18 protein-coding genes are annotated in these 24,670 nt (G+C 39.5%); 7 read left to right on the top strand and 11 right to left on the bottom strand.

Annotated features, from left to right (window positions below; translation table 11 throughout):
* Positions 1-200 precede the first annotated feature (200 nt).
* The 6 genes from ydiJ (at position 201) to F580_RS0109120 (ending at position 9,010) form a co-directional block, all read left to right on the top strand.
* Positions 201-3,365, top strand: coding sequence for a D-2-hydroxyglutarate dehydrogenase YdiJ (gene ydiJ, locus F580_RS0109145; protein WP_019027418.1), 3,165 nt, complete (start codon positions 201-203; stop codon positions 3,363-3,365).
* Positions 3,366-3,530: 165 nt separating this feature from the next.
* A complete protein-coding gene (locus F580_RS0109140; protein ID WP_019027417.1) occupies positions 3,531-4,700 on the top strand; it encodes a porin in 1,170 nt (389 codons plus the stop codon).
* Between the two features lie 66 nt (positions 4,701-4,766).
* The gene (locus tag F580_RS0109135; protein WP_019027416.1) at positions 4,767-4,997 is read left to right on the top strand and encodes a hypothetical protein; all 231 of its coding nucleotides are present in this window, start codon (positions 4,767-4,769) and stop codon (positions 4,995-4,997) included.
* A 273-nt stretch (positions 4,998-5,270) separates the two neighbouring features.
* Positions 5,271-6,266: a phenylalanine--tRNA ligase subunit alpha gene (gene pheS, locus F580_RS0109130; protein ID WP_019027415.1), complete on the top strand. Its 996-nt coding sequence runs from the start codon at positions 5,271-5,273 to the stop codon at positions 6,264-6,266.
* Between the two features lie 11 nt (positions 6,267-6,277).
* On the top strand, positions 6,278-8,713 hold the full coding sequence (gene pheT, locus F580_RS0109125) for a phenylalanine--tRNA ligase subunit beta (RefSeq protein WP_019027414.1): 2,436 nt from the start codon (positions 6,278-6,280) through the stop codon (positions 8,711-8,713).
* Between the two features lie 3 nt (positions 8,714-8,716).
* Positions 8,717-9,010, top strand: coding sequence for an integration host factor subunit alpha (locus tag F580_RS0109120; RefSeq protein ID WP_019027413.1), 294 nt, complete (start codon positions 8,717-8,719; stop codon positions 9,008-9,010).
* Between the two features lie 154 nt (positions 9,011-9,164).
* Here F580_RS0109120 and F580_RS0109115 read toward each other — a convergent pair whose 3' ends face one another.
* From F580_RS0109115 to F580_RS0109070, 10 genes are all read right to left on the bottom strand, one after another.
* On the bottom strand, positions 9,165-10,568 hold the full coding sequence (locus F580_RS0109115; protein WP_019027412.1) for a BatD family protein: 1,404 nt from the start codon (positions 10,566-10,568) through the stop codon (positions 9,165-9,167).
* A complete protein-coding gene (locus tag F580_RS24245; protein WP_019027411.1) occupies positions 10,561-11,337 on the bottom strand; it encodes a hypothetical protein in 777 nt (258 codons plus the stop codon). The genes F580_RS0109115 and F580_RS24245 overlap by 8 nt, the downstream gene beginning before the upstream one ends.
* Entirely contained in the window at positions 11,331-12,332 is a 1,002-nt protein-coding gene (locus tag F580_RS0109105) for a VWA domain-containing protein (protein ID WP_019027410.1), read from the bottom strand. The genes F580_RS24245 and F580_RS0109105 overlap by 7 nt, the downstream gene beginning before the upstream one ends.
* Complete coding sequence (locus tag F580_RS0109100) at positions 12,325-13,392, bottom strand: vWA domain-containing protein (protein WP_019027409.1); 1,068 nt, start codon at positions 13,390-13,392, stop codon at positions 12,325-12,327. Before F580_RS0109100 ends, F580_RS0109105 begins: the two co-directional genes overlap by 8 nt.
* The gene (locus F580_RS0109095) at positions 13,389-14,006 is read right to left on the bottom strand and encodes a DUF4381 domain-containing protein (protein WP_019027408.1); all 618 of its coding nucleotides are present in this window, start codon (positions 14,004-14,006) and stop codon (positions 13,389-13,391) included. Before F580_RS0109095 ends, F580_RS0109100 begins: the two co-directional genes overlap by 4 nt.
* On the bottom strand, positions 14,003-15,052 hold the full coding sequence (locus F580_RS0109090; protein ID WP_019027407.1) for a DUF58 domain-containing protein: 1,050 nt from the start codon (positions 15,050-15,052) through the stop codon (positions 14,003-14,005). Before F580_RS0109090 ends, F580_RS0109095 begins: the two co-directional genes overlap by 4 nt.
* 10 nt (positions 15,053-15,062) lie before the next feature.
* A complete protein-coding gene (locus tag F580_RS0109085; protein ID WP_019027406.1) occupies positions 15,063-16,097 on the bottom strand; it encodes an AAA family ATPase in 1,035 nt (344 codons plus the stop codon).
* A 54-nt stretch (positions 16,098-16,151) separates the two neighbouring features.
* Positions 16,152-18,458 (bottom strand): ammonia-forming cytochrome c nitrite reductase subunit c552, encoded by a 2,307-nt coding sequence (locus tag F580_RS0109080; protein ID WP_026301357.1) that lies wholly within the window; start codon positions 18,456-18,458, stop codon positions 16,152-16,154.
* 36 nt (positions 18,459-18,494) lie between these two features.
* Complete coding sequence (locus F580_RS0109075; RefSeq protein ID WP_026301356.1) at positions 18,495-19,388, bottom strand: formylglycine-generating enzyme family protein; 894 nt, start codon at positions 19,386-19,388, stop codon at positions 18,495-18,497.
* Between the two features lie 212 nt (positions 19,389-19,600).
* Positions 19,601-21,109: an arylsulfatase gene (locus F580_RS0109070; protein ID WP_019027402.1), complete on the bottom strand. Its 1,509-nt coding sequence runs from the start codon at positions 21,107-21,109 to the stop codon at positions 19,601-19,603.
* A 307-nt stretch (positions 21,110-21,416) separates the two neighbouring features.
* On the opposite strand from F580_RS0109070, the gene F580_RS0109065 reads away from it, so the two are divergent.
* The gene (locus F580_RS0109065) at positions 21,417-23,126 is read left to right on the top strand and encodes an alkaline phosphatase family protein (protein ID WP_019027401.1); all 1,710 of its coding nucleotides are present in this window, start codon (positions 21,417-21,419) and stop codon (positions 23,124-23,126) included.
* Positions 23,127-23,621: 495 nt separating this feature from the next.
* On the opposite strand, the gene F580_RS0109060 is transcribed toward F580_RS0109065, so the two are convergent.
* The gene (locus tag F580_RS0109060; protein ID WP_019027400.1) at positions 23,622-24,608 is read right to left on the bottom strand and encodes a sodium:calcium antiporter; all 987 of its coding nucleotides are present in this window, start codon (positions 24,606-24,608) and stop codon (positions 23,622-23,624) included.
* Between the last annotated feature and the right edge of the window lie 62 nt (positions 24,609-24,670).

Raw genomic sequence — 24,670 nt, 5'->3', positions numbered from 1 at the left:
ACAAACGCTTAAACTAATCTCTTAAACTAAACGCTTTGAACTAAGCTATTTAATTAAAGCCTTCGCATAAGGTATACCAAAAGTATTCAGTTAATTGCCATAATATTGAATATAGGACCATTGTTTGCGTAAAAATGCATTTCTTCCATGATATACTCGAGCCACTGTCCTGTTTAAAATAATAAATAAGTTAAGCCGTTATGCTTCCTCATATTAGTCATCAAAATCACCTTCCTCCTTTATATGACGATTTTATTTTTTCGTTAAAAAACAAAAACTTTACTGGTGATATTAATGCCAGTTATAGCGCTAGATTAGCTGTAGCTACCGATAACAGTATTTATCAGCAGCTACCGCAATTAGTCATTCACCCGCGTACTAAAGCCGATATTGTTCTCTTAGCCAAAACGGCGAGTGATGAACAATACCAGAGTATTAAATTTAGCGCACGTGGCGGTGGTACGGGTACTAACGGACAAAGTTTAACGCCGGGTGTGGTGGTTGATTTATCTAAATACATGAATAATATATTAGAGATCAATGTCGCGGAAAAATGGGTACGTGTTGAAGCGGGTGTGATTAAAGACCAGCTAAATGATTATTTACGACCGCACGGTTTCTTTTTTGCCCCTGATTTATCGACCTCAAATCGCGCCACTGTTGGCGGTATGATCAGCACTGATGCGTCAGGACAAGGTTCATTAGTTTATGGCAAAACATCTAACCATGTCTTAGCACTTGAGTCGGTATTGGCTAATGGCGAGGTATTTGATACTGAGCCGATGGCTTTAGCGCAAGCACAGGACTTGGCTAAGCAGGAAAATACTTATGGCCGGATCATGGCACAAGTGCTTGATTCTTGTATTAACAATCGCGCTTTGGTTTTAAAGAAGTTTCCCCGCTTAAATCGATTTTTAACCGGTTATGATTTAGAGAATGTGTTAACGGCAAACGAAAATGGCGATATCATTGGCGTTGATTTATCACGTTTGATCACCGGCTCTGAAGGCTCATTGGCTTTTGTTTGTGAAGCCAAATTAAATATTAATGCTATCCGTGTTGCTAAAACAGTCATTAATATCAAATACGATAGTTTTGACTCTGCGCTGCGTCACTCACCTGCTTTAGTTGCAGCAAAGGCTACCTCAGTAGAAACCATTGATTCACGGGTATTGAACTTAGCCAAACAAGATATTGTTTGGCATAGCGTCAGTGATTTAATTACTGATGTGCCAGGAAAAGTCATGGATGGCATTAACATTGTTGAATATAACGGTGATAGCATTGCCGATTTAGCCGATCAGGTTAGCGAGCTTACCTCGGTACTTGAGGACTTGATTTCTAAAGGTGAAGGGGCTGACAGCTCTGTATTAGGAAGTTGTGGCGTCATTGGTTATCAAGTGACTTCTGATCTTGGCAGTATTAATAAAATTTATGCTATGCGTAAAAAAGCGGTTGGCTTGTTGGGGAAAACCGCAGGCAGCCAGAAACCCTTAGCGTTTGCCGAAGATACCGCGGTGCCACCAGAAAACCTTGCCGATTATATTGTTGAATTTCGCGCGTTACTTGATGGTTATCAATTAAATTATGGTATGTTTGGCCATGTTGATGCTGGGGTATTACATGTACGTCCGGCACTTGATATGTGTGATCCTGAGCAAGAAAAATTATTGCGCATCTTATCTGATGAGGTGGTCAAACTCACCGCCAAATACGGTGGTTTGATGTGGGGCGAACATGGTAAAGGTTATCGTTCTGAATATAGTCCAGCTTTTTTCGGTGAACAATTATTTAACGAGCTAAGAAAAATTAAAGCCGTTTTTGATCCGCTTAATAAAATGAATCCCGGTAAAATTTGTACGCCATTTGAATCAGATGAGCAATTGGTAAGTGTTGATGATACCAAACGTGGTTTCTATGATAGACAAATACCGATCACGGTGAAAGAGTCGTTTACCGCTGCCATGGACTGTAACGGCAATGGTTTATGTTTTAACTACGATGCTGATAGCACAATGTGTCCGTCGAGTAAAATTACTGGCGACAGACGCCACTCTCCTAAGGGGCGTGCGGGTTTAATGCGTGAATGGCTACGCTTATTAGAAAAACAGGGTGTAGATATCCTTGCTCTAGAAGGTAAGATTAATTCCTCTAAAAGTATTTGGTCAATAAAAGAAATCCTCAGCAACGCCGCTGAAAAATTACGACTTAATTTTATTAGCAAACCACAGCAAGATGACAATGGTAATGGCGATTTTTCCCATGAAGTAATGGACGCGATGCAAGGCTGTTTAGCCTGTAAAGCCTGTGCCAGTCAATGTCCGGTAAAAGTTGATGTACCTGACTTTAGGTCGCGTTTTATCAATATATATTATTCACGTTACGCCAGACCATTAAAAGACCACTTGGTTGCTAACGTGGAAATACTTGCGCCGCTAATGGCGAAAGCACCAAAAATTGTTAATGCGGTACTTAATACTAAGCTCTATGACAAGCTTTCAGCCAAAACCATCGGTTATGTCAATACACCCTTGTTGTCGGTACCCACTTTGAAAAATCAAGTGCATAAAGCGGGTTTTTCAGGTTTTGATTTAAGTAAATTACAGGCGTTAACTGTTGAGCAACGTAAGGGGTATGTGCTGATAGTACAAGACCCATTTACCTCATTTTATGACGCCAATACCGTACAAAGCATGATGGAGCTGATTAAAAAACTCGGTTTAGAGCCTATTTTATTGCCCTTTAAGCCCAATGGTAAAGCGCAACATGTTAAAGGTTTTTTAGCGAGGTTTGCTAAAACGGCTAAATCAAGCAGTGAGTTTTTAAATCAACTTAGCAAGCTTGATATGCCTATGCTGGGCATGGATGCGTCTATGGTGTTATGTTATCGTGATGAATACGCTAAAACCCTACTGGAAAAACGTGGCGACTTTTCGGTATTGCTTGCTCATGAATGGTTATTAAGCTTTATTAAAGCAGACGCTGAGCAGGGTAACGCTTTTAAAGTAAAGGCTGTTGCAGCAGAGCTCTCAAAAGGTAAACCCTTCAAACTTTTTTCCCATTGCACTGAGAAAACGGCGTTGGTCAACAGTGAAAATGAATGGCAAACCATATTCGAACACTTTGGCTTAGCCTTAGAAAAGGTCAGTGTCGGTTGCTGTGGCATGGCAGGCACCTATGGTCATGAAAAAGTGAACTTAGCTAACTCTAAAGGTTTGTTTGAGTTAAGTTGGCAGCCTAAAGTAGCCGCTTTAGCAAGTGAACAAATATTAGTGACCGGTTTTTCTTGTCGCTCGCAAGTCAAACGTTTTAGCGATTTAAAAGCTAGACACCCAGTAGCAGCGCTATTGGAGTCGTTAAACTAGTATCGTTGCGCTAATCATTTTCTAGGCTAAGCTAAAGATAATAAAATCATGTAGCTATGTTATATGCAATAAAGAACTGAGTAACTAAAAAAACAAAAACAACTAAAATGAGCTAATGAAATTAGCCCATTGAATAAATAAAACTACGCATGAAGGGAAATCACGATGAAAAAATTGCTATCAATTAGCACCGCGGGGTTATTAAGCTGTTACTTACCCGTAGTACAAGGCGTCGAAATTTATAATAAAGACGCAACCAGCTTTGATTTTAACGGCAACTTGTCCGTTTATTATCTAAAGAGTGGTGACACCGCGGAAATAAATGATGGCTTTTCTCGTTATACATTCGATGTAAAACATCAAATGAAAGATGATTGGCAAGCACTCGCGTTATTAGAGTGGGGCATACAAATATCTAAAACGGGCGACCAACTTTATATTGGTAATAACAACTTAACCAGTACCGGACCATCGGAAGATACCACTTGGTTGAGGTTAGGTTATGTTGGCGTGACCCATGAAACTTACGGCCGCTTTACCATGGGTAAGCAGTGGGGCGTAAGTTATGATGTTGCCGGTGTTACTGATTATTTTGAAGTGTTTGGCGCTGAGGCTCAAGGGACTTATAACTACGGTACCGATGGTGGTTTTTCAGGAACCGGTCGAGCAGAGCAAGCGTTACAGTATAAGGTTAATTACCAAAACTTTAGTTTTGGCGCGCAATACTTGGTATCTGATGATCTCATTCACACCGATATAGCACCAGAAAACCCAGATAAAAAAGCAAATTTTGGTGTTAAATTTAATGATTCATTTGGAATGTCTTTTATCTATCAAGCACCTTATGATATTGGCCTAGGTATCGCTTATAACAAAGCTAAAATTAGCTTAGTTGTAGATATTGATGATGCAAAAGATGCTATCCAATCGCCTAAAATAGACGATGAAATTATTACCGCCCATATAACGTATCGTCCATACGGTAGTTTAGGCTTACATGCGGCACTCGTTGTTACCGATATGAGTAATCATGAAATAAATGATTCCGGTAAAGTGATGAAAGAAGCACGCGGTATCGAGCTCTTTAGTGCTTATCGTTTTGATAATGATATTTCTTTGATCCTCGGTTATAACTCGCTAAAAGATAATTCAACTACCTTAGTCGCTTCAGCAAGTAATTATCACTTAAAATATTTTATTTTAAGCGCTAAATATCATTGGGATGATGACTTCTATGTTTATATTGAAAGCAAGATAGATGACTCAACCCTGGTTGCTCAAGGAAGCACCGTAGCAGAAAATGCCACGGGTATTGGCATGATGTTTGTTTTTTAAATACTTGTCAGCTAATTTTTGATCACTGTTGACTAAAAGATAATCACTTTGTCTGATCGGCACTTAATGTTATTACTAAAAATCTCTATCGGTATTGGGCTTTGCCTATTACTGCTAGGGATTTATTTACATTTGTTCAGTGACTATATGGCATCACTGGGTATCACCGGTATTATCATTAGCGCTATGTGTTTCGCCTTTGGTATGATTTTTTCATTACCGACAAAAATGTATTTAACTTTTGTATTAATGCAACGAGAAGCGGACAAAAGAGCTAATAAAACTAAGCCTCAATAGGCAGCTTGATAAATCCTAGCCATTTAGGACTAATTTAGTCTCAGAATCCTGAATTTTAATGATTTATTTCGCCAATAGAGCAGAAAAAAACCTTATATAAACAATTTCATTAAAAAGCCACTATTACTGCTACCTAAAGCTTATTTTTCGTGTAAAATCATTCCCATTTTTATTATTTGACTTAGTCTATTCATAAACGACGCATTACGCTGAACTTATTTCGATAGCTAACGCTAATTAAAGTCGTTTATTTACCCCGTTTTAGAGGAAATCATGAGCTTAGACACCACCACTATAGATAGCATTGTAGCGCAGGCTGAAATTGCTATTGCTGCAGCATCAGACCCAACAGCACTTGATCAAGTGCGTGTTAACTTTTTAGGGAAAAAAGGTTTATTCACTGAACAGATGAAAGGTTTGAGTAAATTACCGAAAGAAGAAAAACCTAAAATGGGACAAGTAATTAATATTGCGAAACAAGCAGTACAAAAATTACTGAACGATCGTGGTGAATTATTACGTGCCCAAGAGATTAAAGAAAAGTTAGCGGCAGAGTCTATAGACGTTACTTTACCAGGCCGCGGCACTAAAATTGGTGGTTTGCATCCGGTAACTCGCACTATTGCCCGCATTGAAAGTTTTTTTGGTGATTTAGGCTTTGAAGTTAAAGTCGGTCCAGAAGTTGAAGATGATTATCACAACTTCGATGCCTTAAATATTCCAGAGCATCATCCAGCACGTCAAGATCACGATACTTTCTATTTCAATCCGAAATTAGTATTACGTACGCAAACCTCTGGTGTGCAAATTCGTACTATGGAAGTTGAAAAACCGCCACTACGTATTATCTCTCCAGGTAAAGTGTACCGCAATGATTATGATCAAACGCATACGCCAATGTTTCACCAAGTTGAAGGTTTGATGGTCGATAAGGACGTTAGCTTTACTCACCTTAAAGGTATTTTGCATGACTTCTTGCATCATTTCTTTGAAGAAGAGGTAGAAATTCGTTTCCGCCCTTCATATTTCCCATTTACTGAACCTTCGGCTGAAGTAGATATCATGGGTAAAAATGGTAAATGGTTAGAAGTATTAGGTTGTGGCATGGTGCATCCAAATGTTTTACGTAGTGTCGGTATTGACCCAGAAGTTTATACCGGTTTTGCTTTTGGTATGGGCGTTGAACGCTTAACTATGCTTCGCTATGGCGTAAATGATTTACGTGCATTCTTTGAAAACGATCTTCGCTTCTTAAAACAGTTCAAGTAGGAAAACTCATAATGAAATTTAGTGAATCTTGGTTACGTGAGTGGGTTAATCCTGCACTTTCTTCTGATGAATTAGCACATCAAATTACTATGGCCGGTCTAGAGGTTGACAGTGTTGACCCAGTAGCTGGCGAGTTTAGTGGTGTTGTTATTGGTGAAGTGGTTGAATGTGGCCCGCACCCAGATGCGGATAAGTTACAAATAACAAAAATTAGTTTAGGCGATTATAGCTCTGCTACCGTAGAAAAAGGCGAGTTGGTTGATATCGTTTGTGGCGCAAAAAACTGTCGCAAGGGCCTAAAAGTTGCAGTAGCAACTGTCGGTGCAGTATTACCCGGCGATTTTAAAATTAAAAAAGCAAAATTACGTGGTATTGCCTCTTTTGGTATGTTGTGTAGTGAGTCTGAAATTGGTTTAGCCGATGACTCTGCTGGCATTATGGAATTAGCCAACGATGCACCGGTAGGCAAATGTGTTCGTGAATATCTCGATTTAAATGACGTTACCATTGATGTTGATTTAACCGCTAACCGTGGTGATTGTCTAGGTATCAAAGGTTTAGCTCGTGAAGTAGGCGTGTTGAATTCTTTAGCCGTTACCGAACCGACCATTACTGCGATAGCGCCAACGATTGATGATGTGCTTACTATCAATATTGAAGCGAATGAAGCATGTCCTCGTTACTTAGGTCGTGTGATTAAAGGCATTAATCCAAGTGCAACTACGCCACTTTGGATGGTGGAAAAACTTCGCCGTTGTGGTACTCGGTCAATCGACCCTGTTGTTGATGTCACCAACTATATATTGCTTGAATTGGGTCATCCAATGCATGCTTTTGATTTAGCTAAACTAGACGGCGGCGTTAACGCAAAAATTACCGTACGTTTCGCTAATAAAGAAGAAAAGTTAACTTTATTAGATGAAAAGGAAGTAACCCTAAAAGAAGGCACTTTGGTTATTGCTGATGAGAAAAAAGCATTAGCTATGGCCGGTATCTTTGGCGGTCTTGAGTCAGGGGTTACTCGTAACACCACAGATATCTTTTTAGAAAGTGCTTTTTTTGCACCGCTAGCTATCTTAGGTAAAGCTCGCCAGTACGGTTTGCATACCGATTCATCACACCGTTATGAACGTGGTATCGACCCAACGTTACAGTTTGACGCCATTGAGCGTGCAACTGAACTTCTTTTAACTATTGTTGGTGGTCAAGCAGGCCCAGTTGTTGAAGCTAAATCTGATGCTGATATCCCACAAACAAAAGAAGTAAGCTTACGACGTAAAATGTTAGATAGCCGTATTGGTCATCACATTGGCGATGAACAAGTAAGTGAAATTCTTACTCGTCTTGGTTTTACCGTGACTAGTACAGGTGAAGACGTAGCGAAAGTTTGGCAGGTTATTGTGCCAGCTTACCGTTTTGATATTAAAATCGAAGTCGATTTAATTGAAGAAGTTGCCCGTATTTTTGGTTATAACAATATTCCAAATATTGCGCCAAAAGCCGCCTTGAAAATGTGTGAGAAAAAAGAAGCTAAGCTTTCTTTGATAAACTTAAAACAAGTTTTAGTAAATCGTGACTATCAAGAAGCGATTACCTATAGTTTTGTTGACCCGAAAGTACAAAGCTTATTGCATCCAGATAAAGCAGTGATGACCCTTCCGCACCCCATTTCTTCTGAAATGTCGGTAATGCGCTTAAGTTTATGGACGGGTTTGTTACAGTCGATGGTTTATAATCAAAACCGTCAGCAAGGTCGAATTCGTTTATTTGAAGCAGGTTTACGTTTTGTGCCTGATGAAAATGCTGAAAACGGTGTGCGTCAACAAAACATGCTGGCTGGTGTTATCGGTGGTCAACGTGTTGATGAGCATTGGAGCATGGAAAAAGCAGCGACAGACTTTTATGACATTAAAGGTGATGTTGAAGCAATATTAGCACTGACTTGTGATGCCAATGGTTATGAGTTTTCAAAAGCCGAAGTCGATGCTTTACATCCAGGCCAAACGGCACAAATTACTAAAGATGGTGTTTATGTCGGTTGTGTTGGAACCTTACACCCTGAATTAGAAAGGAAATTAGGCTTAAATGGCCGAACATTAATTTTCGAACTATTATTGTCTGAAGTGTTAGTGCAAAAAATCCCTGAAGCCTGTGATATCTCTCGCTTCCCGGCCAATCGCCGCGACATAGCAATCGTAGTAAAAGAAGAAGTTGATGCAAAAAAAGTGTTACAACTTATTGAAAAGGTTGGCGGAAATTATTTAATTGATCTAAACTTATTCGATGTATACCAAGGTCAAGGCATAAATGACGGTTTTAAAAGTCTAGCCATCGCCTTAGTATTACAAGATAACAGTAAAACTCTAGAAGAAAAAGACATCACTGATGTTATCGATAGAGTTGTTGAAACCTTAAAAACAGAGTTAAATGCATCACTGAGGGACTAAGCCATGGCGCTTACCAAAGCAGAAGTAGCAGAACATTTATTTGAAAAAGTTGGGCTGAGCAAGCGCGACGCAAAAGACATGGTTGAAATCTTTTTTGAAGAGATTCGCGAGACCTTAGAAAGTGGCGATCAAGTTAAACTTTCAGGTTTTGGTAATTTCGACCTGCGTCAAAAAAGCGAACGTCCTGGCCGTAATCCTAAAACTGGTGAAGATATTCCAATTTCTGCCCGTAAGGTTGTTACCTTTAGACCAGGACAGAAACTGAAGAGCCGAGTAGAAGCCGGAAATAGCGACTAATATAGAATCTATATTAAATTTGCTAGGTTAAGCTGAACAACTTTTGTTGTTCTGTTTATCGTGCTATTAAATAATAAAACCCGCATTAGTCAAAGCTGATGCGGGTTTTTTATGTCAAAAAATACCTTAATTGACTTAATATATATTCTTTACTTTATTCATTGTTAAGCTTAATGCGCTCATTAGGCATGAAATTAGCTGATTTTTCATTTTTACCTGCTCTGGTATCAATTTTCTTTATTAATGCTTTAGCTTGATTTACAGAGAAGGTCAGCCCTGCTTTTTTAGCAATACTGTCATTGAACGCTAATTGATTCAATGTGACAGTAAGTGAGCAGTCATCTGTGATGGTTCGATTATTTGATAGTAAGGTATATTGATAGAGGTAATGCGTGGCACCGAGATAGTTTTGCTTCGCGATAGCGTTTACAAAATTATTACGTAGCATTCTCTGCTCTCGTTTGGTGACTTTATTATAGTAGCTAGATAATTGATGACGCTTGATAAAGCCAAAATAGCCCAGCATCACGAGTAATAAAACCATTAATAGAGTGATGATTGTTTCAATATTTAAGCTGTAATTGTTGAAAAGGTAGTGTTGACCTTGTTGACTTAAGCCGCCGCCTGATACAGTCCAAACGGAGGATGGAATTAATAAAGACTCAAGGGTATTTGATTGGCTATTCCACCAGTAAATCACTTGTTCATCGATTTTATAACGGCCCGGTTTTTCAAAAATGTAGGTAAAGGACTCTACGCGCGTGCCTATTAACGAGCCCCTATTTGATTTATCAAAGATTTGTGCGGGTTTGTGATAAATACTCAAGCCTGATATGCCCGCTAAATTGGGCTTACCCTCAGGAGAATGAACTTCAGGAACATTGCCTTCAGGTAAACTACCTTCAGTAAATTTACCGGCAACTCGGTTAATGGGCATAATCATCATGGCCGGTGTGTCGATCGCGGTAATGGTAATAGTTTGCGTGATAGCTTCACCGACGGCATAGTCTTTTTCTTCATCAAATTGACCCTCAATTTCGAGCGTTACCTCGGGGGAGACAATGAAATTTTCAATACCTGAAAGTGCTGAAGGTAAATCAATGGTAAAACTACTTTCCTGGGTACTGGCTACGCCCGTTATTATGCCATCATTTTCAGTATTGACCGATATATCTACCTTGATTGATGGCACTTGGTAAATCCCTGAACCAGTTGGGTATAAGGTAATCTCATGAGTTTGTGTAGCCCATGTTTGGCCAGAAATCCGCTTAGTGCCATTAATCGTATTGATGTTATTAGCCTGCATGACACTCTTTGGTAGTGTAAAAGCTTGAATTTGGCTACCGGTGGCAAACCATCTATCCGTGGCAACTTCGACAGTGAGTATGAGTGCCTGACCGACTATTTGTTGTTCTTTTTGATTGATCTGCAAGCTAACTGATAATTTATCTTTTTTGATTAAATCGTCGATGGTTTGTGCTGCAGATGCCTTTTGTATTGAGGTTAACTGACAAAAAAGAACGATAAATATAAATAAGGAGATTAGCTTTTTATTCATCATCAACTCCTTCAGTACCTGTGGTGGTTTTCTCAACGTCATTTTCGCTACTTTCATTTTTTATTTGTCTATTGATAGCGATTTGTTGCATATAAAACTTTTGCGATAAAAAATGCGCAGGGTTTTTCTGTACTTGTCTTAGCCACATTTCATTTAAGTTTGGGTCGAGCAGTAGTTGCTCAGCGGTAAGTTGTGCTATTTCTTGCTGCTTTGGTGCTTCTTCACGTTCAGCGCCATCGCCGGTTTGTGGCTCGTCGCCTAACTCTTTTATCGACTCTCCTTCTTCCGGTTTTTGACTGGCAGATAAACGGTTTACTTCATCAATAATCGCTTGCACGATTTTGATATTGGTCTGAGCGGCAAGGTTCTCTGGCGCTGTCGTTAATATCTGTTGGTATAAATTACGGGCATTGATATATTCACGGCCGTGGGCGAGGGCATTTGCCTTAGCCATTTGACTATCAACATCATTAAATTGGCTATAAAGGGTGACGGCATTTTTATATTGTTCGGCGCCATAACTGCTATAAGCCTGCCACTGTGTACTTTTAAAGGTATTGCTAGCTTGTTGATAATGATCCAAATTAAACAGGATTTGACCTTGTTGATCACGCGTTAGCCATAAGTCGGTAAACTGCTGTGGTTTACTAAAGGCAAAGAGGCAACTTGCTAATAGTAAGGAGATAAGTAAATTTTTTTTATTGAAGTACTTTGATGGTATATTTTTTGTAGCGAAGCTAAACCAAGGTGTTGACTTTAATTTTACCATTGCAGTGTCCACCCTTTTCTAAACCAAAACAAAAATATACCAGCGACCACAAACAACAGCGGGTAACCAGAGTCATGCCATGGTCTAGAGTTATCATCAACTATCACTAGGTTATGCTTTATATAGTTATTAACGCGCTTAACATCACTATTGTCATCACTCATTAAGATAAGCCGGCCATTACTGTGTTCACTTAATGCTTTTAATTGTTCTAGTTGTAAAGGAATGATGAGATTATTAAGCTCAGTATTTAACTGTTCGTTTTTATCTTTAGACAAGCCTGACTTACCTATGCCCCAAATAATGAGCTGGGCGGATTTTGTTGCAAAATAATTTTTAAAGGCACTTACCGTATTACTGGTTGCGCCATCACCGACTAAAAGCACCGTACCCGGTACGTTAGTTATCGACAGTAAATTATCAAGCAAAGGAATAATGGTTTCAGGTAATTTACCGGATACCGGCATAACCTTGGCGTCTAACGCATCAAGAAAATGGCGAATCATTTCTCTGTCATTGGTAATGGGCATCACCACATGGGCACTACCAGAAAAAGCAATCAGCGCCGTTTTACTGTCGCCCCTGAGTTCAAGTAATTCGATGATTTTTTGTTTAGCGCGCAATAACCGTGATGGTTGCACATCTGCTTGCTCCATGGTTTTAGATACATCGAGTGCAATGATAAGCGGGGCATTATTCTCACTAAACGGTGATTCTTGTTGCTGCCAAGTAGGCCCCATTAAAACGATACACAGTGGCACCGCTAAAATTAGCGACATTTTTTGTGGTGATAACCAGTGATTATTATTACCAGACACAGTTAAATGCGCTAACACCTCTGGGGACATTAATGAGCGCCATTGCGCTAAACTATCATCGCGTAATGAGAAGGCTCGAATGATGTAAAAAATCATCAGGAACGCCAGCAACCAATAAGGACGCAAAAAATGAAAGTGTTGCATGCTAGTAAAAAATAGCGTGAACTCATCAATCATGACTAACCCCTTCACTTGCTGGTTTTTGTTGTGCCTTTTGTTGAGCCTTTTGTTCGGTAAGTTGCATGCGGATGCGAATATTAACGATAAACAAGGCCAGTAGGTAAATACTGACAAAGAGCATAATAGGGTAGTGATGAATACTCACCCTTGGCCTAAAAGAAAGTGAGTCAAACTGTTGGGGTTCTAGTTTATCAATTTCAGCGTAAACGGTTAATAACTCATCACTGTTAAGTGCTTGAAAGCTTTTACCCTTGGTGACCACGGCAATTTCATTTAATACCTCAAAATCTACTTTTTCTTCGCCTACCGCGCTGGGATCGCCAATCGCTATGGTATATATTTTAATATCATGGGCGGCAGCGACTTTGGCCGCTTCGACCGGTGGCACTTTTGAAGCAGTATCATTGCCATCAGTTAATACTATTAATACCCGATTTTGGGTGTCGGATTGCTCAAAAACACTGATTGCTAAACCAATAGCATCACCAAAGGCAGTACTTTGACCCGCCATACCAATAGCACTTTCATTAAGCAGCGCTTGCCATGTGGTTATGTCATCGGTGAAAGGTGCTTGTAAATAAGGGGCATCACCAAACAGAATAAGACCTAATCTGTCGTGTTCGCGACCTTTAACAAAATCATTAAGTACATGTTTAACCGCGACCAAGCGATTAACTCGTTCACCTTCATCTGTTGAGCTATTTTTAATAACGTTAGGTAAGGTAAAGTCTTCAACTGACATTGAACCTGATAAATCTACCGCTATCATTAAATCTCGCGCGGATTTTTCTTGGTTAATCGGTGCGCCAATCATTTCAGGTTTAGCGATAGCAGTGACAATACACAGCCAGGAAAAAGCAATAAGCAGCCGTTGCAGATTATTACGGTTAAGTAATACCGCGCCACTTTGTGGTTTTTCACCGGTGACATCAACAAGACGGGCAAAGTAGGGCACTTTAATGGATGATTTCCGCTCTTTGTAAGCCGGAGCAAAGAGCGTTACAGCAAAGGGAACTACAATGAGCATAAATGCCCAGGGATAAACAAATTCGATCATGCGCTTACTCCCAATGACTCACTCTGGGCTGAAATAGTCAGATGATGATGTTTAATCCAACATTCAATTTGTTGGTGCAATTGTATTAAGCTTTTATTAACATGAGCATCGTTTAGATCTATCGTGGCCATATAGGAAAGTTGAGACAATAGCTTTTCACTGCAGTGGGTAGTTGATGAAGGCTCAACTGTTTTTTCATGGAAATGACATTTACTGCAATTCTGATCTAGCCACTTTGCCCAAGCTTGCCCCCTTAATTCGATAACTTCTTGTTGGACTTTTAGCGCTAAAGTCTTGCTCTTAACACTATCACTCTCTTTTATATGCCTATTACTGGCAAGAATAGCCGTTTTTCTCAGTAATGCCGGTAGTTGTCTAATATCCTCTTCTTTAGAGAGAGAGCATTGAGAAAGCCAAAAGAGGGCTTCACGACGATAAGCATTAGCCTGATAATTTTGCCATTTTTGATGACACTTTCTGAGAATAATAATTATTAGTACGGTAAAAATCAGCTGCCAAGCAATGGTTTGTGGCAAAAAGCTAATGGTCTCAGGCGCTTTGGTTTCGACAATGGCTTCGAGTAAATAATTACCCCAAGGTTTTTCAAAACTCATCTGTTTTCTCCAGATACAGGTCCTAGTTTAGTCTCGCTTTTAGTTGCGCTTTTACTACTGGTTTTATGCCCAAGGGCTTTGCGCAATTGCTGCTCAACCGGAGTTATAGTATCGATTTCAATTAATGGGATACGGTATTTTTTGGCTGCTTTGACATAGCTGTCTAACTGTTTAGCTATCTCTACTTGATAGTTTTTTTGAAATGTTTTGTTATTTGAGGAGAATTGAATTTGTTGTACGCCGTCACTGACAATCATTTGAGACATTTTAGGTAACGTCTGCTCTAAGGGATCAAAGATATGGCAAGCAATAACTTCATTATGTTGTCTTAATTGTTTAATGAAATCAGTACTCTTATCGTTAAAGCCATGACCATCGCCAATTAAAATGATCAAGCCGTTATGACTGGACACTTTGTTTAATGTTGCCAACATCTTGTTAAATGACTCACTATCATTGGCATTTACCTGAGCGCTTTTATCAATTGATAATTCATGGTTTTTCTTTAATACTTCACTGAGCAAATTAACGACATGCTGCCTACCGCGTTTGGCTGGAATTATCTTTGTTTGCTGATCATTATAAATAACCGCACCAATGCGATCGCCACTATCACTTATTTGCCAGGCAATTAAGGCGGCAAGTTCCGCGGCAATAACTGATTTCATTTTATTTGAGCTACCAAAGAACATGGTCATTCGTTGATCAATAGCTAGATAAACATTACGCTCTCGTTCTTCGGTAAACACCTTGATATGAGGCTTGCCGGTTCTTTGCGTTACTTTCCAATCCATTGCACGAATATCATCACCAGGGCGATAATGCCTCAGCTCTTCAAAATTGAGTCCGCGACCACGAAGTTTCGAGACATTTTTGCCACTCAATGCACTATTGGCTGGCTGATTAGGGGTAAAGGAAAATCCTTTGGCCGCATATTTTAACCGACGTAATTCATTTAAATTAGCGTAAATCGCTGATTCATTTTTACTGTTAACCTTGGCCTTGTCGCTCGCATTGCCTTTTTTTGCCGCAGTATTGGTATTCACGAGATACCTCCTAGGCTACAGCCACCTGTTTAAGTATTTCATCGATGACAGCATCAGCGGTAATGCCGTCAGCTAAAGCGTCATAACTCAGTACTAAACGATGGCGCAGTACAGAATGGGCAACAGAGCGGACATCATCCGGGTCAACGAAGTCTTTACCCTTGAGCCAAGCTTGTGCACGGGCACATTTATCAATGGCGATACTTGCTCTTGGACTAGAACCAACCGTTAACCATTGCTGTAAAGGTGAGTCGGGATAACGTTCGGGCTTTCTTGTTGCCATAACAATAGCAACAATGTAATCAATGATGGCTTGGCTACAGTGGATATTATGGATTTCATCACGAGCGGTAAAGATATGCTCAGGACTGATATTTTCAACTTCTTGTATGTGCTTTTCTTCGCTACGCACTAACTTGATAATTTCAGCTTCAGCGGCATCATCAGGGTATTCAAGATTGATTTTCATGATAAATCGATCCATTTGCGCTTCTGGTAACGGGTAGGTACCTTCTTGCTCGATAGGGTTCTGCGTCGCTAATACCATAAACAGTTCAGGTAATTTGTAGGTTTTCCCGGCAACGGTGATTTGCCTCTCTTCCATGGCTTCTAATAGCGCTGCTTGTACTTTAGCAGGCGAGCGGTTTATTTCATCGGCCAGTAACAGGTTATTAAAAATAGGGCCTTTTTGGAAAGTGAGTACCGGTTTGCCATTCACTTCTTGGTAAACTTCTGTACCCGTGACATCAGAGGGTAGTAAATCAGGGGTGAATTGCACGCGACCTAAGTCAACGTTAAGTGAGCGCGCTAAGGTTTTAATTGAACGGGTTTTTGCTGTGCCGGGCAAGCCTTCGAGTAAAATATTACCATTAGTCAATAAGGCAATAAGCAAGGAATCAACCACATGAGACTGACCAATAACCGATTGTTCGATTTGTGCTTTTAATAACTGTAACTGCGCTAGGGCAGTAGACTTACCATTCGATAAGCTACTTACTTGGTCATTAACTTGGTCATTAACTTGGTCATTAATATGCTCATTCATAAAATAATCCTTTAATTTTTAATTTTATATTCTTTTGTTAACTCATCTTGGTCGTTAATTACTTAGCTGTTGCCTAAGTCCTTGAATCACATTGCTCGGCACTAACGGAGCAAGTTTATCTAAACATTGTTTTGCTACCGCACTTTTATGACGTACTTGCATGTCACACAAGGCAAATAAATGTTGTGGATTATTACTCAGTAAAAATGCCTGATACAAGGCCTTATAGGCTGCGCTTTGTTGCTCTTGCTCTAAACTTAATCCGTAAACATAAAAGTAATGACTATTTTGTGGTGCAAGTTTGGTGGCTATTGCTAACGCCTTCGCTGCTTTCACTTTATCTTTAATCCTAATATAAGCTAGGCCCAAATTATAGGGTAGGCTAGCATCATCAGGATTGGCGTTTGTACCTTGTTGTAAGCTGGCAATACTTTGCAGGTTCTCACCGCGTTGGTAATATACTTGGCTTAAGTTCAAGTATGTTTGCGCAAAGTTTGCTTCTATGGCGATGCCTTGCTTGAACGCTTTAATGGCTTGCTCATAATCCCCTTGATAGGCGGAAATAATACCTATATTTGAATGAGCAAAACTGCGGTCATTATTAAAGCGCTGGCTTGCTAAATATTCATCAAGCGCAGGGGTAAGTTGCTCATGTTGAGCGAGTGATAAATTTTGCCATAAACTGGTTAAAGCAAAAGCGGCACCAGTTCTTACCGTTAGCACTTTATCTGTTAATAATGGTGATAATATTCGCCATTTTTCATCACTGGCCATACTCTGTGCACCTTCAATTGCCCCTAAACGAATATTTTCATCAGCATTTTTTACCGCTCTGGCGATGGCGATAATAGTATTGGTGTTGGAAACGCTCGCCATTTTCGTTAGTGCTGAAGCGCGAATAATACCCGCATAAGAAATTGTTTGAGATATACGAGATAACTCAGCGGCTACACCTTGCAGTTGTTGTTCATTAAGTGCCAAGTTAATAGCAGAAAATACCGCGACAAAATCTTTTTCTTCTTTGATGGTCGAGTCAGGATACCAAGCAGCAACTTTACTGGCGCTCCATTGACTATTTTTGTCTTTATGACAACTTAAGCAAGTATCGGGAGTGCCCAACTGCTTGGCTAAGTTAGGTGTCGGGATATGAAAACCATGATCGCGCCGGGCATCAATTTCCATATAGGTTGTTTCGGGCATATGACAATTAACACATAACGCGCCTGTTGAGTTTGTTTCATGTTTATGGTGCTTGGTTGAAGCATAGTTTTCGCTCTGATGGCATTGCAAACAAAGTGTTTCTACCGGTAGTTTTAACTCCGCAGTATGTGGGTTATGACAATCACTGCACACCACACCATTTTTGTACATTTTCGATTGTAAAAATGAGCCGTAAACAAAGTTCTCATTATACACTTGGCCATCGGGGTGATAATTGCTGCTGGAAATTAAATCCAGTAAGTAGCGCTCGCCAAAGGCATTCCCGTCAACATGACTGTTATTACTTATTTGCGTACGTCTGCTATGACATTGGGCACACACTAATACTTGTTGACTGTGTTCAAGTGTTTTTGGCGTTAAGGTGTTGCTTGCTGGAATTGATTGCCATTGTTTGACCGATTTTGATAAATCACGCTGAAAACCAAAACGTTTACTTGCTAATTTGTCTGTACTGGTTGTCGGGGATTTCCCTACTTGTTTGGCCCAGGTTAAATGTTCACTTGCTGCGCCATGACAGCTTTCACAAGCGACATTAATTTCACTAAAAGTAGTGTTATAGCTATTAGTTTTTAAATCAAAGTTCTTCTCTACATTGGTTGAGTGACAATCAGCGCACATGTAGTTCCAGTTTTGGCCAGTATTGGTCCAAAAAAACTCTTGATGATTTTTATTCATCTCAGGATAAAGGGTATACCAACGTTGGCCGCCGTTTGCTTTAGTACGAGAGTCCCAAGCAAAAGGAATTAGTTGCACTCTACCATCGTCAAATTCAACCATGTACTGCTGCAGCGGTGTATAACCAAAGGTATATTTAATTTGATAATCATGGAACTTACCGTCAGGGCCTTTGATATTAACCCAGAATTGCTTCCCCTTTTTGAAGAAGGTACTTAATACTTCAGGCTTTGTACTTGGGGAAGTTAACGTTTTTTGGTTAAAGTCACCCAAAACACTTTTACTGTCGGCATGTTTCATTGACATATCATGATGTGAACCTTGCCAATCTTGATAGGCTTTTTCATGGCAGCCAATACAGGCTTTTGAGCCAACAAATTCAACGGCATTACTTTGCGCTGAGCTTATAAAGTTAACAGCAAAAAATAGCAGTAGGAAACAAGTATATTTTTGTGATTTTATCATCAGGCGATAACACTCCCGGACAAGAATGTGTGGCATTTAATTTTTGCTCATTATTAATCTAAAACCGATATCAGCCATACGGACATTATTGGTGGCGCCGTCACGCATAAAAACCAAGTTTTCAGTGGCTGAAAACTCATAACCGCCACCGCGAATTACCTTCATCGCTTTGCGTGTAAGGTTGTCTTTATCACCCCAAAAAGGGTTGTGGTTTTCTGCTAGGCTATAGGCTTTTCGACTCATATCATCAAGACAAAACTCCCACAAGTTGCCCGTCATATCGAATAAGCCCAGTTCGTTAGGTTTCTTTAGTCCTACTGGGTGGCTTTTGTTCTTGGCATTGCCGGCAAACCAAGCCACCTCATTGATGTCATTTGAGCCACTGTATTGATAACCTTTAGATTTATTACCACCTTTGGCGGCATAAGCCCATTGTGCTTCAGTTGGAAGGCTGAATGTTTTACCGGTGGCAGTATTTAAGCGCTTAATAAATAGTTGCATGTTAAACCAACTAACATTATTAACGGCACATTTATCACAAGTAAAATAGCTATAGTTCCAGCCCATAATTTGTTCAAAAATATCTTGGGTTAACTCATATTTACCAATGTAAAAACTATCAAGGGTGACTTGGTGAGCAGGTTGTTCACGCTTTCTTGCTAAAGGGGAGTCAGAGCCCATGGTAAAACTGCCCGCTTCGACCAAGACCATGTTTGCCATTAAGTCACTTAACATCGGTTTTGTCAGTAAAAACTGTCTTTGTTGTTTTGTTGTAGCTTCAACTTTACCTGCTGGTGATTTTGTTAATGCTTTTATGTTCTCTGCCTTAGCACTAATGCTTATTGATAAAAAACTAGTGACTAAAGATAATGTAAATATTGAGCGTAGTAAAAATACTGAAGAGAGAGACGATTGATAAGGTTTATACATAAATTGTCGATTCTTAATTATAGCGTTCATGAAAAGGTAGAGATAATTTGATTACCTTATGACTATTACAAAATAGCGATAAGGTAATCAGAAATAGTGTGAGTACTCACGAGTTAAAGTATAAATGAGCGCTATAAAAAATCTGATAGCGCTCATACATCGTTAAGGGTTTCTATTTTACTTAGAAAACTCTTAGCTTAAAGACCGTTAACTTATGGAACGAAGCTACCTGGTTTTTGACGTTGTGGGAACTCTTTAAAGGTTTGTTTAAACACGCCAACTTTATACATTGAAGGTGCAATCAAAAATGCATGTTCAAAATACCATTTATAGTAGTTCTCTGCTTCATGATCCATACGCTCAAATGGGTCCATTCTTAAGTTAAACATTCTTGGTGCTCGCAACTCTTGCCATGGGCATATCCAAGTTTCCATTCCATGACATTTTTGTTCTCTAAAGACGAACTTATAATCACCATCACGAATAGCGACAACATCGCCGGTATCTGAAGCATAAATAAATTCTTTACGTGGTCCAGCTTTGGAGGTATTTAAAAAGTGTGGTAAGAAATTAAAACCATCTAAGTGTACTTTAAATTTAGTACCTGCAACCATTTTACCTTTTTTAAGATCTGCTTTGATATTTTTATCACCAGCAATGGCTAACATGGTAGGCATCCAATCTTGTAATGAAATTATTTCATTCGATACTTGGTTAGGCTTAATTTTACCCGGCCATTTCACCATCATAGGTATACGGTAACCGCCTTCCCAGTTTGAGTTTTTCTCGCCTCTAAATTGGGTATAACCACCATCGGGCCACATCGCAAGTTCGGCACCGTTATCAGTGGTGTACATCACAATAGTATTTTCAGCGATACCTAAATCATCAATTTTATCAAGTAATTGGCCTACATGGCCATCATGTTCAACCATGCCGTCGGCATATAAACCTTGACCGGTAACTCCTTGAGATGCAGGTTTTAACCGTGTCCAAACATGCATACGGGTAGTATTAAACCAGACAAAAAACGGTTTTTTAGCGGCATGAGCTTTGTCGATAAATTTTAATGTTTTTGCTAATACTTCTTCATCAATGGTTTCCATGCGTTTTTTCGTTAATGGACCGGTATCTTGAATTTTTCCATCGGCAAAAGAGTGGATAACACCACGAGGGCCAAAACGTTTTTTAAAGGCAGCATCTTTAGGGTAATCTGGATGCTCAGGCTCATCTTCAGCGTTTAAGTGATAAAGGTTACCAAAAAACTCATCAAAACCATGATTGGTTGGTAAGTGTTCGTCTTGGTCGCCTAAATGGTTTTTACCAAATTGCCCTGTGGCATAACCTCTAGCTTTCAATAATTCAGCAATGGTCGGGTCTTTTTTACTTAAACCTTCTTTAGCGCCGGGCAAACCTACTTTGGTTAAACCCGTACGTATAGGATGTTGACCAGTAATAAAACTTGAACGACCTGCGGTACAACTTTGATCACCATAAGAGTCGGTAAATAAAATACCGTCATTGGCTATGCGGTCAATATTAGGGGTTTTATAACCCATAATACCGCGGTTATAAGCGCTAATATTAAATGGACCAATATCATCGCCCCAGATGGCGAGAATATTAGGTTTTGAGGTGTCGGTTGTTGCCATTACAGCAGCTGATGCTGCGATTAATCCCAAACCTAAAACCAGTTTCTTCAACTTGTTTTTAGTAACCATGTTCTTTCCTTATCACGGTGGAGGTACATATTGTTCCTTATATGCATGGTAACAATATGAGAATTATTATCATTAATGATATTACACCATTCAATTGATAAATCTAGCTTTCTACATAGTTTAGAATGCATAAACAAAATGATTTTTTTACGATTTAAATAAATATGCTGCGAGGATATACGTTTATACTAATAGCTATTAGTCGTTGCTAGGATTTGATTCTTATACTCGATAATACTTTTAATGGCTTGAAAGTATTGCAATTTGAAGGTACATTTTTTTGCTTAGAAAAAGGAACAGAATTATTATGTCAGTGCAAAATAGAACAAAGTTATGCTTATTAAGTAGTGCGGTTGCTTTATTGCTTCCATCAGTAACTGTACAAGCAGCAGATAAACCTAAACTCATTTTGCAAATTACCGTCGATCAATTACGTGGCGATATGCCTGCCGTTTATTTAGATAAAATGGGTGAGGGCGGCTTTAAATATCTACTCAATGAAGGTGTGATCTATAAAGACGCTCATCATAATCACGCGAATACCGAAACCATTGTGGGCCATGCAACATTAGCTACAGGTGCGTTGCCGGCTGTGCACGGTATGATAGGTAATGTTTGGTTTGACGATAAACTACAGCGCCTTGTTTATAACGTTGAAGACTCAAGCTATCCATTATTATCAGCTAATGCTGGTGTTGATCAAAAAACAGAACTTGATCCCACGCAACGTACAGCAAAATCTTCAGGTCGTTCACCAAGCAACATGTTAGTTTCAACCTTTAGTGATGAATTAATGATTGCCTCGAATGGTAAAGCAAAAGTATTCGGTGTATCAGTTAAAGACCGTGGCGCTATTTCTATGGCGGGGCACATGGGCAAAGCTTTTTGGTTTTCAAAAAAGTCAGGTGAATTTGTTACCAGTAGTTATTATTATGATAAATACCCACAGTGGGTTTCTCAGTGGAATGCTGCACAGCCGACTAAAAAATACCATCAAGCAAGTTGGCAGTTAAGTCAGCCGCAAAAGAACTATGTCTTTGCCGCACAAGATGAGCAAGCCTGGGAAACTAATTTCCCAGGCTTTGGCCGTACTTTTCCACACCAATATGGTGATATAAATCATGACTATTTCAATACATTTTTAACCTTGAGCCCTGCAGGGGATGAGTTAACCCTCGACTTTGCCAAAGCGGTAGTAAATAACGAACAACTTGGCCAAGACGATATCACTGACTATTTATCGGTAAGTTTTTCCTCAACCGATTATGTCGGTCATATGTTTGGCCCCTCAAGTTTAGAAGCAGAAGATAATATGCTTCGCTTAGACCGAACGATAGCTAATTTACTGACATTTATTGATAAAAAAGTCGGCTTGAATAATACCCTGATCGTGTTATCTGCGGATCATGGTGCAGCGGAGGCACCCGCTTATTTATCAACACTGGGGATGAAAACTCAGGTGGTGGCTCCTAAAACCTGGGACAAAAAACCGGCTATGCAAGCACTGAAAAGACAATTTGGTTTTGATAGCGCACTAATCAAAAGCTATTTTCATCCCTATATTTATCTTGATAGGGATTTAATCGCCAGACGTAAGTTATCACTAGCACAAGTGCAAAAGGCTGTCGCCAATGAGGTCGCTAAATTTGATGGTGTTGCGATTGCAGTCACCAGTACTGATTTAGAGTCGGGTCAAATTCCACAAGATTATTTGCATACCTTAGTGGCAAATAACCACAATAGTATTCGCTCTGGCGATATCTATATTGTGCTTGAAGCCCATCGTTTTGTCGCTGATATGGAAGGACTTACCGTCGCGGCAACTCATGGCTCTCCCTGGGGTTATGATACTTTTGTACCATTAATATTTGCCGGTTTTAATATAGTCAACGATACGGTTTATGACCGAGTCAGTACCACCGATATTGCCGTCACGTTATCGGCAACCTTAGGTATCAAAGCACCATCAGGTGCGCAGGGAAAAATACTTAACAAAGTGCTCAATCAGACCATGTAGTTCCGCCATTTTAGTAGACACCTCGTTATCACCTTGATGAGGGGTCTATTAAAATTAGGCACTTTTTGTAATTCGTTAGCTGAAAGCTGACTTCACTTACTTAGACGAGAATAATTTAAGAAAAAATATATGGGGGAGGGCTTGTGTTCTCTGCCGTTTAACCGCTTTACCACACTGCGTACAACTGCAAATCATTCTATTGGTTTTGAAATCTCTCATCCAATCGTTATCAGGAATATGTTGACCAAAAAAACATTTAATCGTGTTCATTATTTACTGTATTTCTCTTGTGGTATTTTGGCGGGATTATGCAATATTCAACAAGGGATAGCTGTTGTTTTCATGTAATAAATTGTCAATTTTTGAGGTTAAAAGTTACCTTTAACTCAAAGCCGGAGACGTTAATTTAAAAGGCAAAGTAAATTTAACCAAACTTAACTAAACTTAACCAAAGCAATGTTGATTAACTCTTAACCTTCAAGGTTGAAACGAGCTTTATTGGTAGATAGCCAATACCGTATAAACACAATAAATAAGCAGTAATAACGAAGCCGTAATCCTGCTTATTTTCTCTTTTGGTACTAACCAAAATGTTATGGCGAGTAAAGCCGCAGCCAAGACATTAAATAACACCGCTTGGTTAAGGGACGCATCTAATGGTAACGGCTGAATGGTTGCTGTGATACCTAAAGTAAAGAAGACATTAAATATGTTTGAACCAATGATGTTCCCTAAAATAAGTGCCGTACTTCTTGAGCGTAGCGCGACTAAACTGGCAATGAGTTCTGGCATTGAAGTACCGGGTCCAACAATCAATAAGCCAATTAAGCGGTTAGATAAGCCTAGGGTCAGAGCAATATTTTCCGCTGAGCTGACAATGAGTTCTCCCCCTAATACCAGTCCAACTAATCCAGCTATGACTAAGCCGAACGATTTTAACGTGGTCGAGTCTATATCGGCGTGCATCGCTTGATGATGATGTTTATGCAGTGGTTGTTTGTGCGGAGCACCTTGTTTAACTTCGAGTAGGGTGTAATAAACATAAATAATAAAAAAGCATAAGAAAATTAATGCATGGCTCATCATAATTTGATGATAGTTGATATGGTCTAAATAGAGTTGGTTTCCACATACCGCTATCATTAGCGCAGCAATTAAATTATACGGTGCATCTTTAATTCTGACATCGCTATTAATGACTAACTGGCCAGATAACCCAAGTAAGCCTAAAGTTATACAAGTATTAAATAAATTACTGCCTAAAATGTTAGCGATAGCTAGCTCGGTATTCCCCTCAAGGGCCGCTTGAATATTAACGGCAAACTCTGGCAGGGAGGTACCAAAGCCAATAATAAAAGCACCGATGATAAATTCAGGAATAGCAAAACGTTTGGCAATACTAATTGCACCGGTGACAAGAATTTTTGCGGAGAAAACAGCTAATAAAATGGCTACAATTAATATGCCTGCTTGCAATAACATTTCTATTCCTTAGAAAATTAGGATGGGAGTTTTTCACCTTAGCGGCAACTTATTGGTCGTTT

Origin of the sequence: Colwellia piezophila ATCC BAA-637 (genome assembly GCF_000378625.1) — a bacterium.
Classification (GTDB): Bacteria; Pseudomonadota; Gammaproteobacteria; order Enterobacterales; family Alteromonadaceae; genus Colwellia; species Colwellia piezophila.
Note: the sequence above shows the minus strand (reverse complement) of the source record. Positions and strands in the feature narration are given on the sequence as shown.

Bases quoted from the DNA above. Each gene is read 5' to 3' on its own strand.
- ydiJ (WP_019027418.1), top strand. From the start codon at position 201: ATGCTTCCTCATATTAGTCATCAAAATCACCTTCCTCCTTTATATGAC.
- F580_RS0109140 (WP_019027417.1), top strand. From the start codon at position 3,531: ATGAAAAAATTGCTATCAATTAGCACCGCGGGGTTATTAAGCTGTTAC.
- F580_RS0109135 (WP_019027416.1), top strand. From the start codon at position 4,767: ATGTTATTACTAAAAATCTCTATCGGTATTGGGCTTTGCCTATTACTG.
- pheS (WP_019027415.1), top strand. From the start codon at position 5,271: ATGAGCTTAGACACCACCACTATAGATAGCATTGTAGCGCAGGCTGAA.
- pheT (WP_019027414.1), top strand. From the start codon at position 6,278: ATGAAATTTAGTGAATCTTGGTTACGTGAGTGGGTTAATCCTGCACTT.
- F580_RS0109120 (WP_019027413.1), top strand. From the start codon at position 8,717: ATGGCGCTTACCAAAGCAGAAGTAGCAGAACATTTATTTGAAAAAGTT.
- F580_RS0109115 (WP_019027412.1), bottom strand. From the start codon at position 10,568: ATGAATAAAAAGCTAATCTCCTTATTTATATTTATCGTTCTTTTTTGT.
- F580_RS24245 (WP_019027411.1), bottom strand. From the start codon at position 11,337: ATGGTAAAATTAAAGTCAACACCTTGGTTTAGCTTCGCTACAAAAAAT.
- F580_RS0109105 (WP_019027410.1), bottom strand. From the start codon at position 12,332: ATGATTGATGAGTTCACGCTATTTTTTACTAGCATGCAACACTTTCAT.
- F580_RS0109100 (WP_019027409.1), bottom strand. From the start codon at position 13,392: ATGATCGAATTTGTTTATCCCTGGGCATTTATGCTCATTGTAGTTCCC.
- F580_RS0109095 (WP_019027408.1), bottom strand. From the start codon at position 14,006: ATGAGTTTTGAAAAACCTTGGGGTAATTATTTACTCGAAGCCATTGTC.
- F580_RS0109085 (WP_019027406.1), bottom strand. From the start codon at position 16,097: ATGAATGAGCATATTAATGACCAAGTTAATGACCAAGTTAATGACCAA.
- F580_RS0109080 (WP_026301357.1), bottom strand. From the start codon at position 18,458: ATGATAAAATCACAAAAATATACTTGTTTCCTACTGCTATTTTTTGCT.
- F580_RS0109075 (WP_026301356.1), bottom strand. From the start codon at position 19,388: ATGTATAAACCTTATCAATCGTCTCTCTCTTCAGTATTTTTACTACGC.
- F580_RS0109070 (WP_019027402.1), bottom strand. From the start codon at position 21,109: ATGGTTACTAAAAACAAGTTGAAGAAACTGGTTTTAGGTTTGGGATTA.
- F580_RS0109065 (WP_019027401.1), top strand. From the start codon at position 21,417: ATGTCAGTGCAAAATAGAACAAAGTTATGCTTATTAAGTAGTGCGGTT.
- F580_RS0109060 (WP_019027400.1), bottom strand. From the start codon at position 24,608: ATGTTATTGCAAGCAGGCATATTAATTGTAGCCATTTTATTAGCTGTT.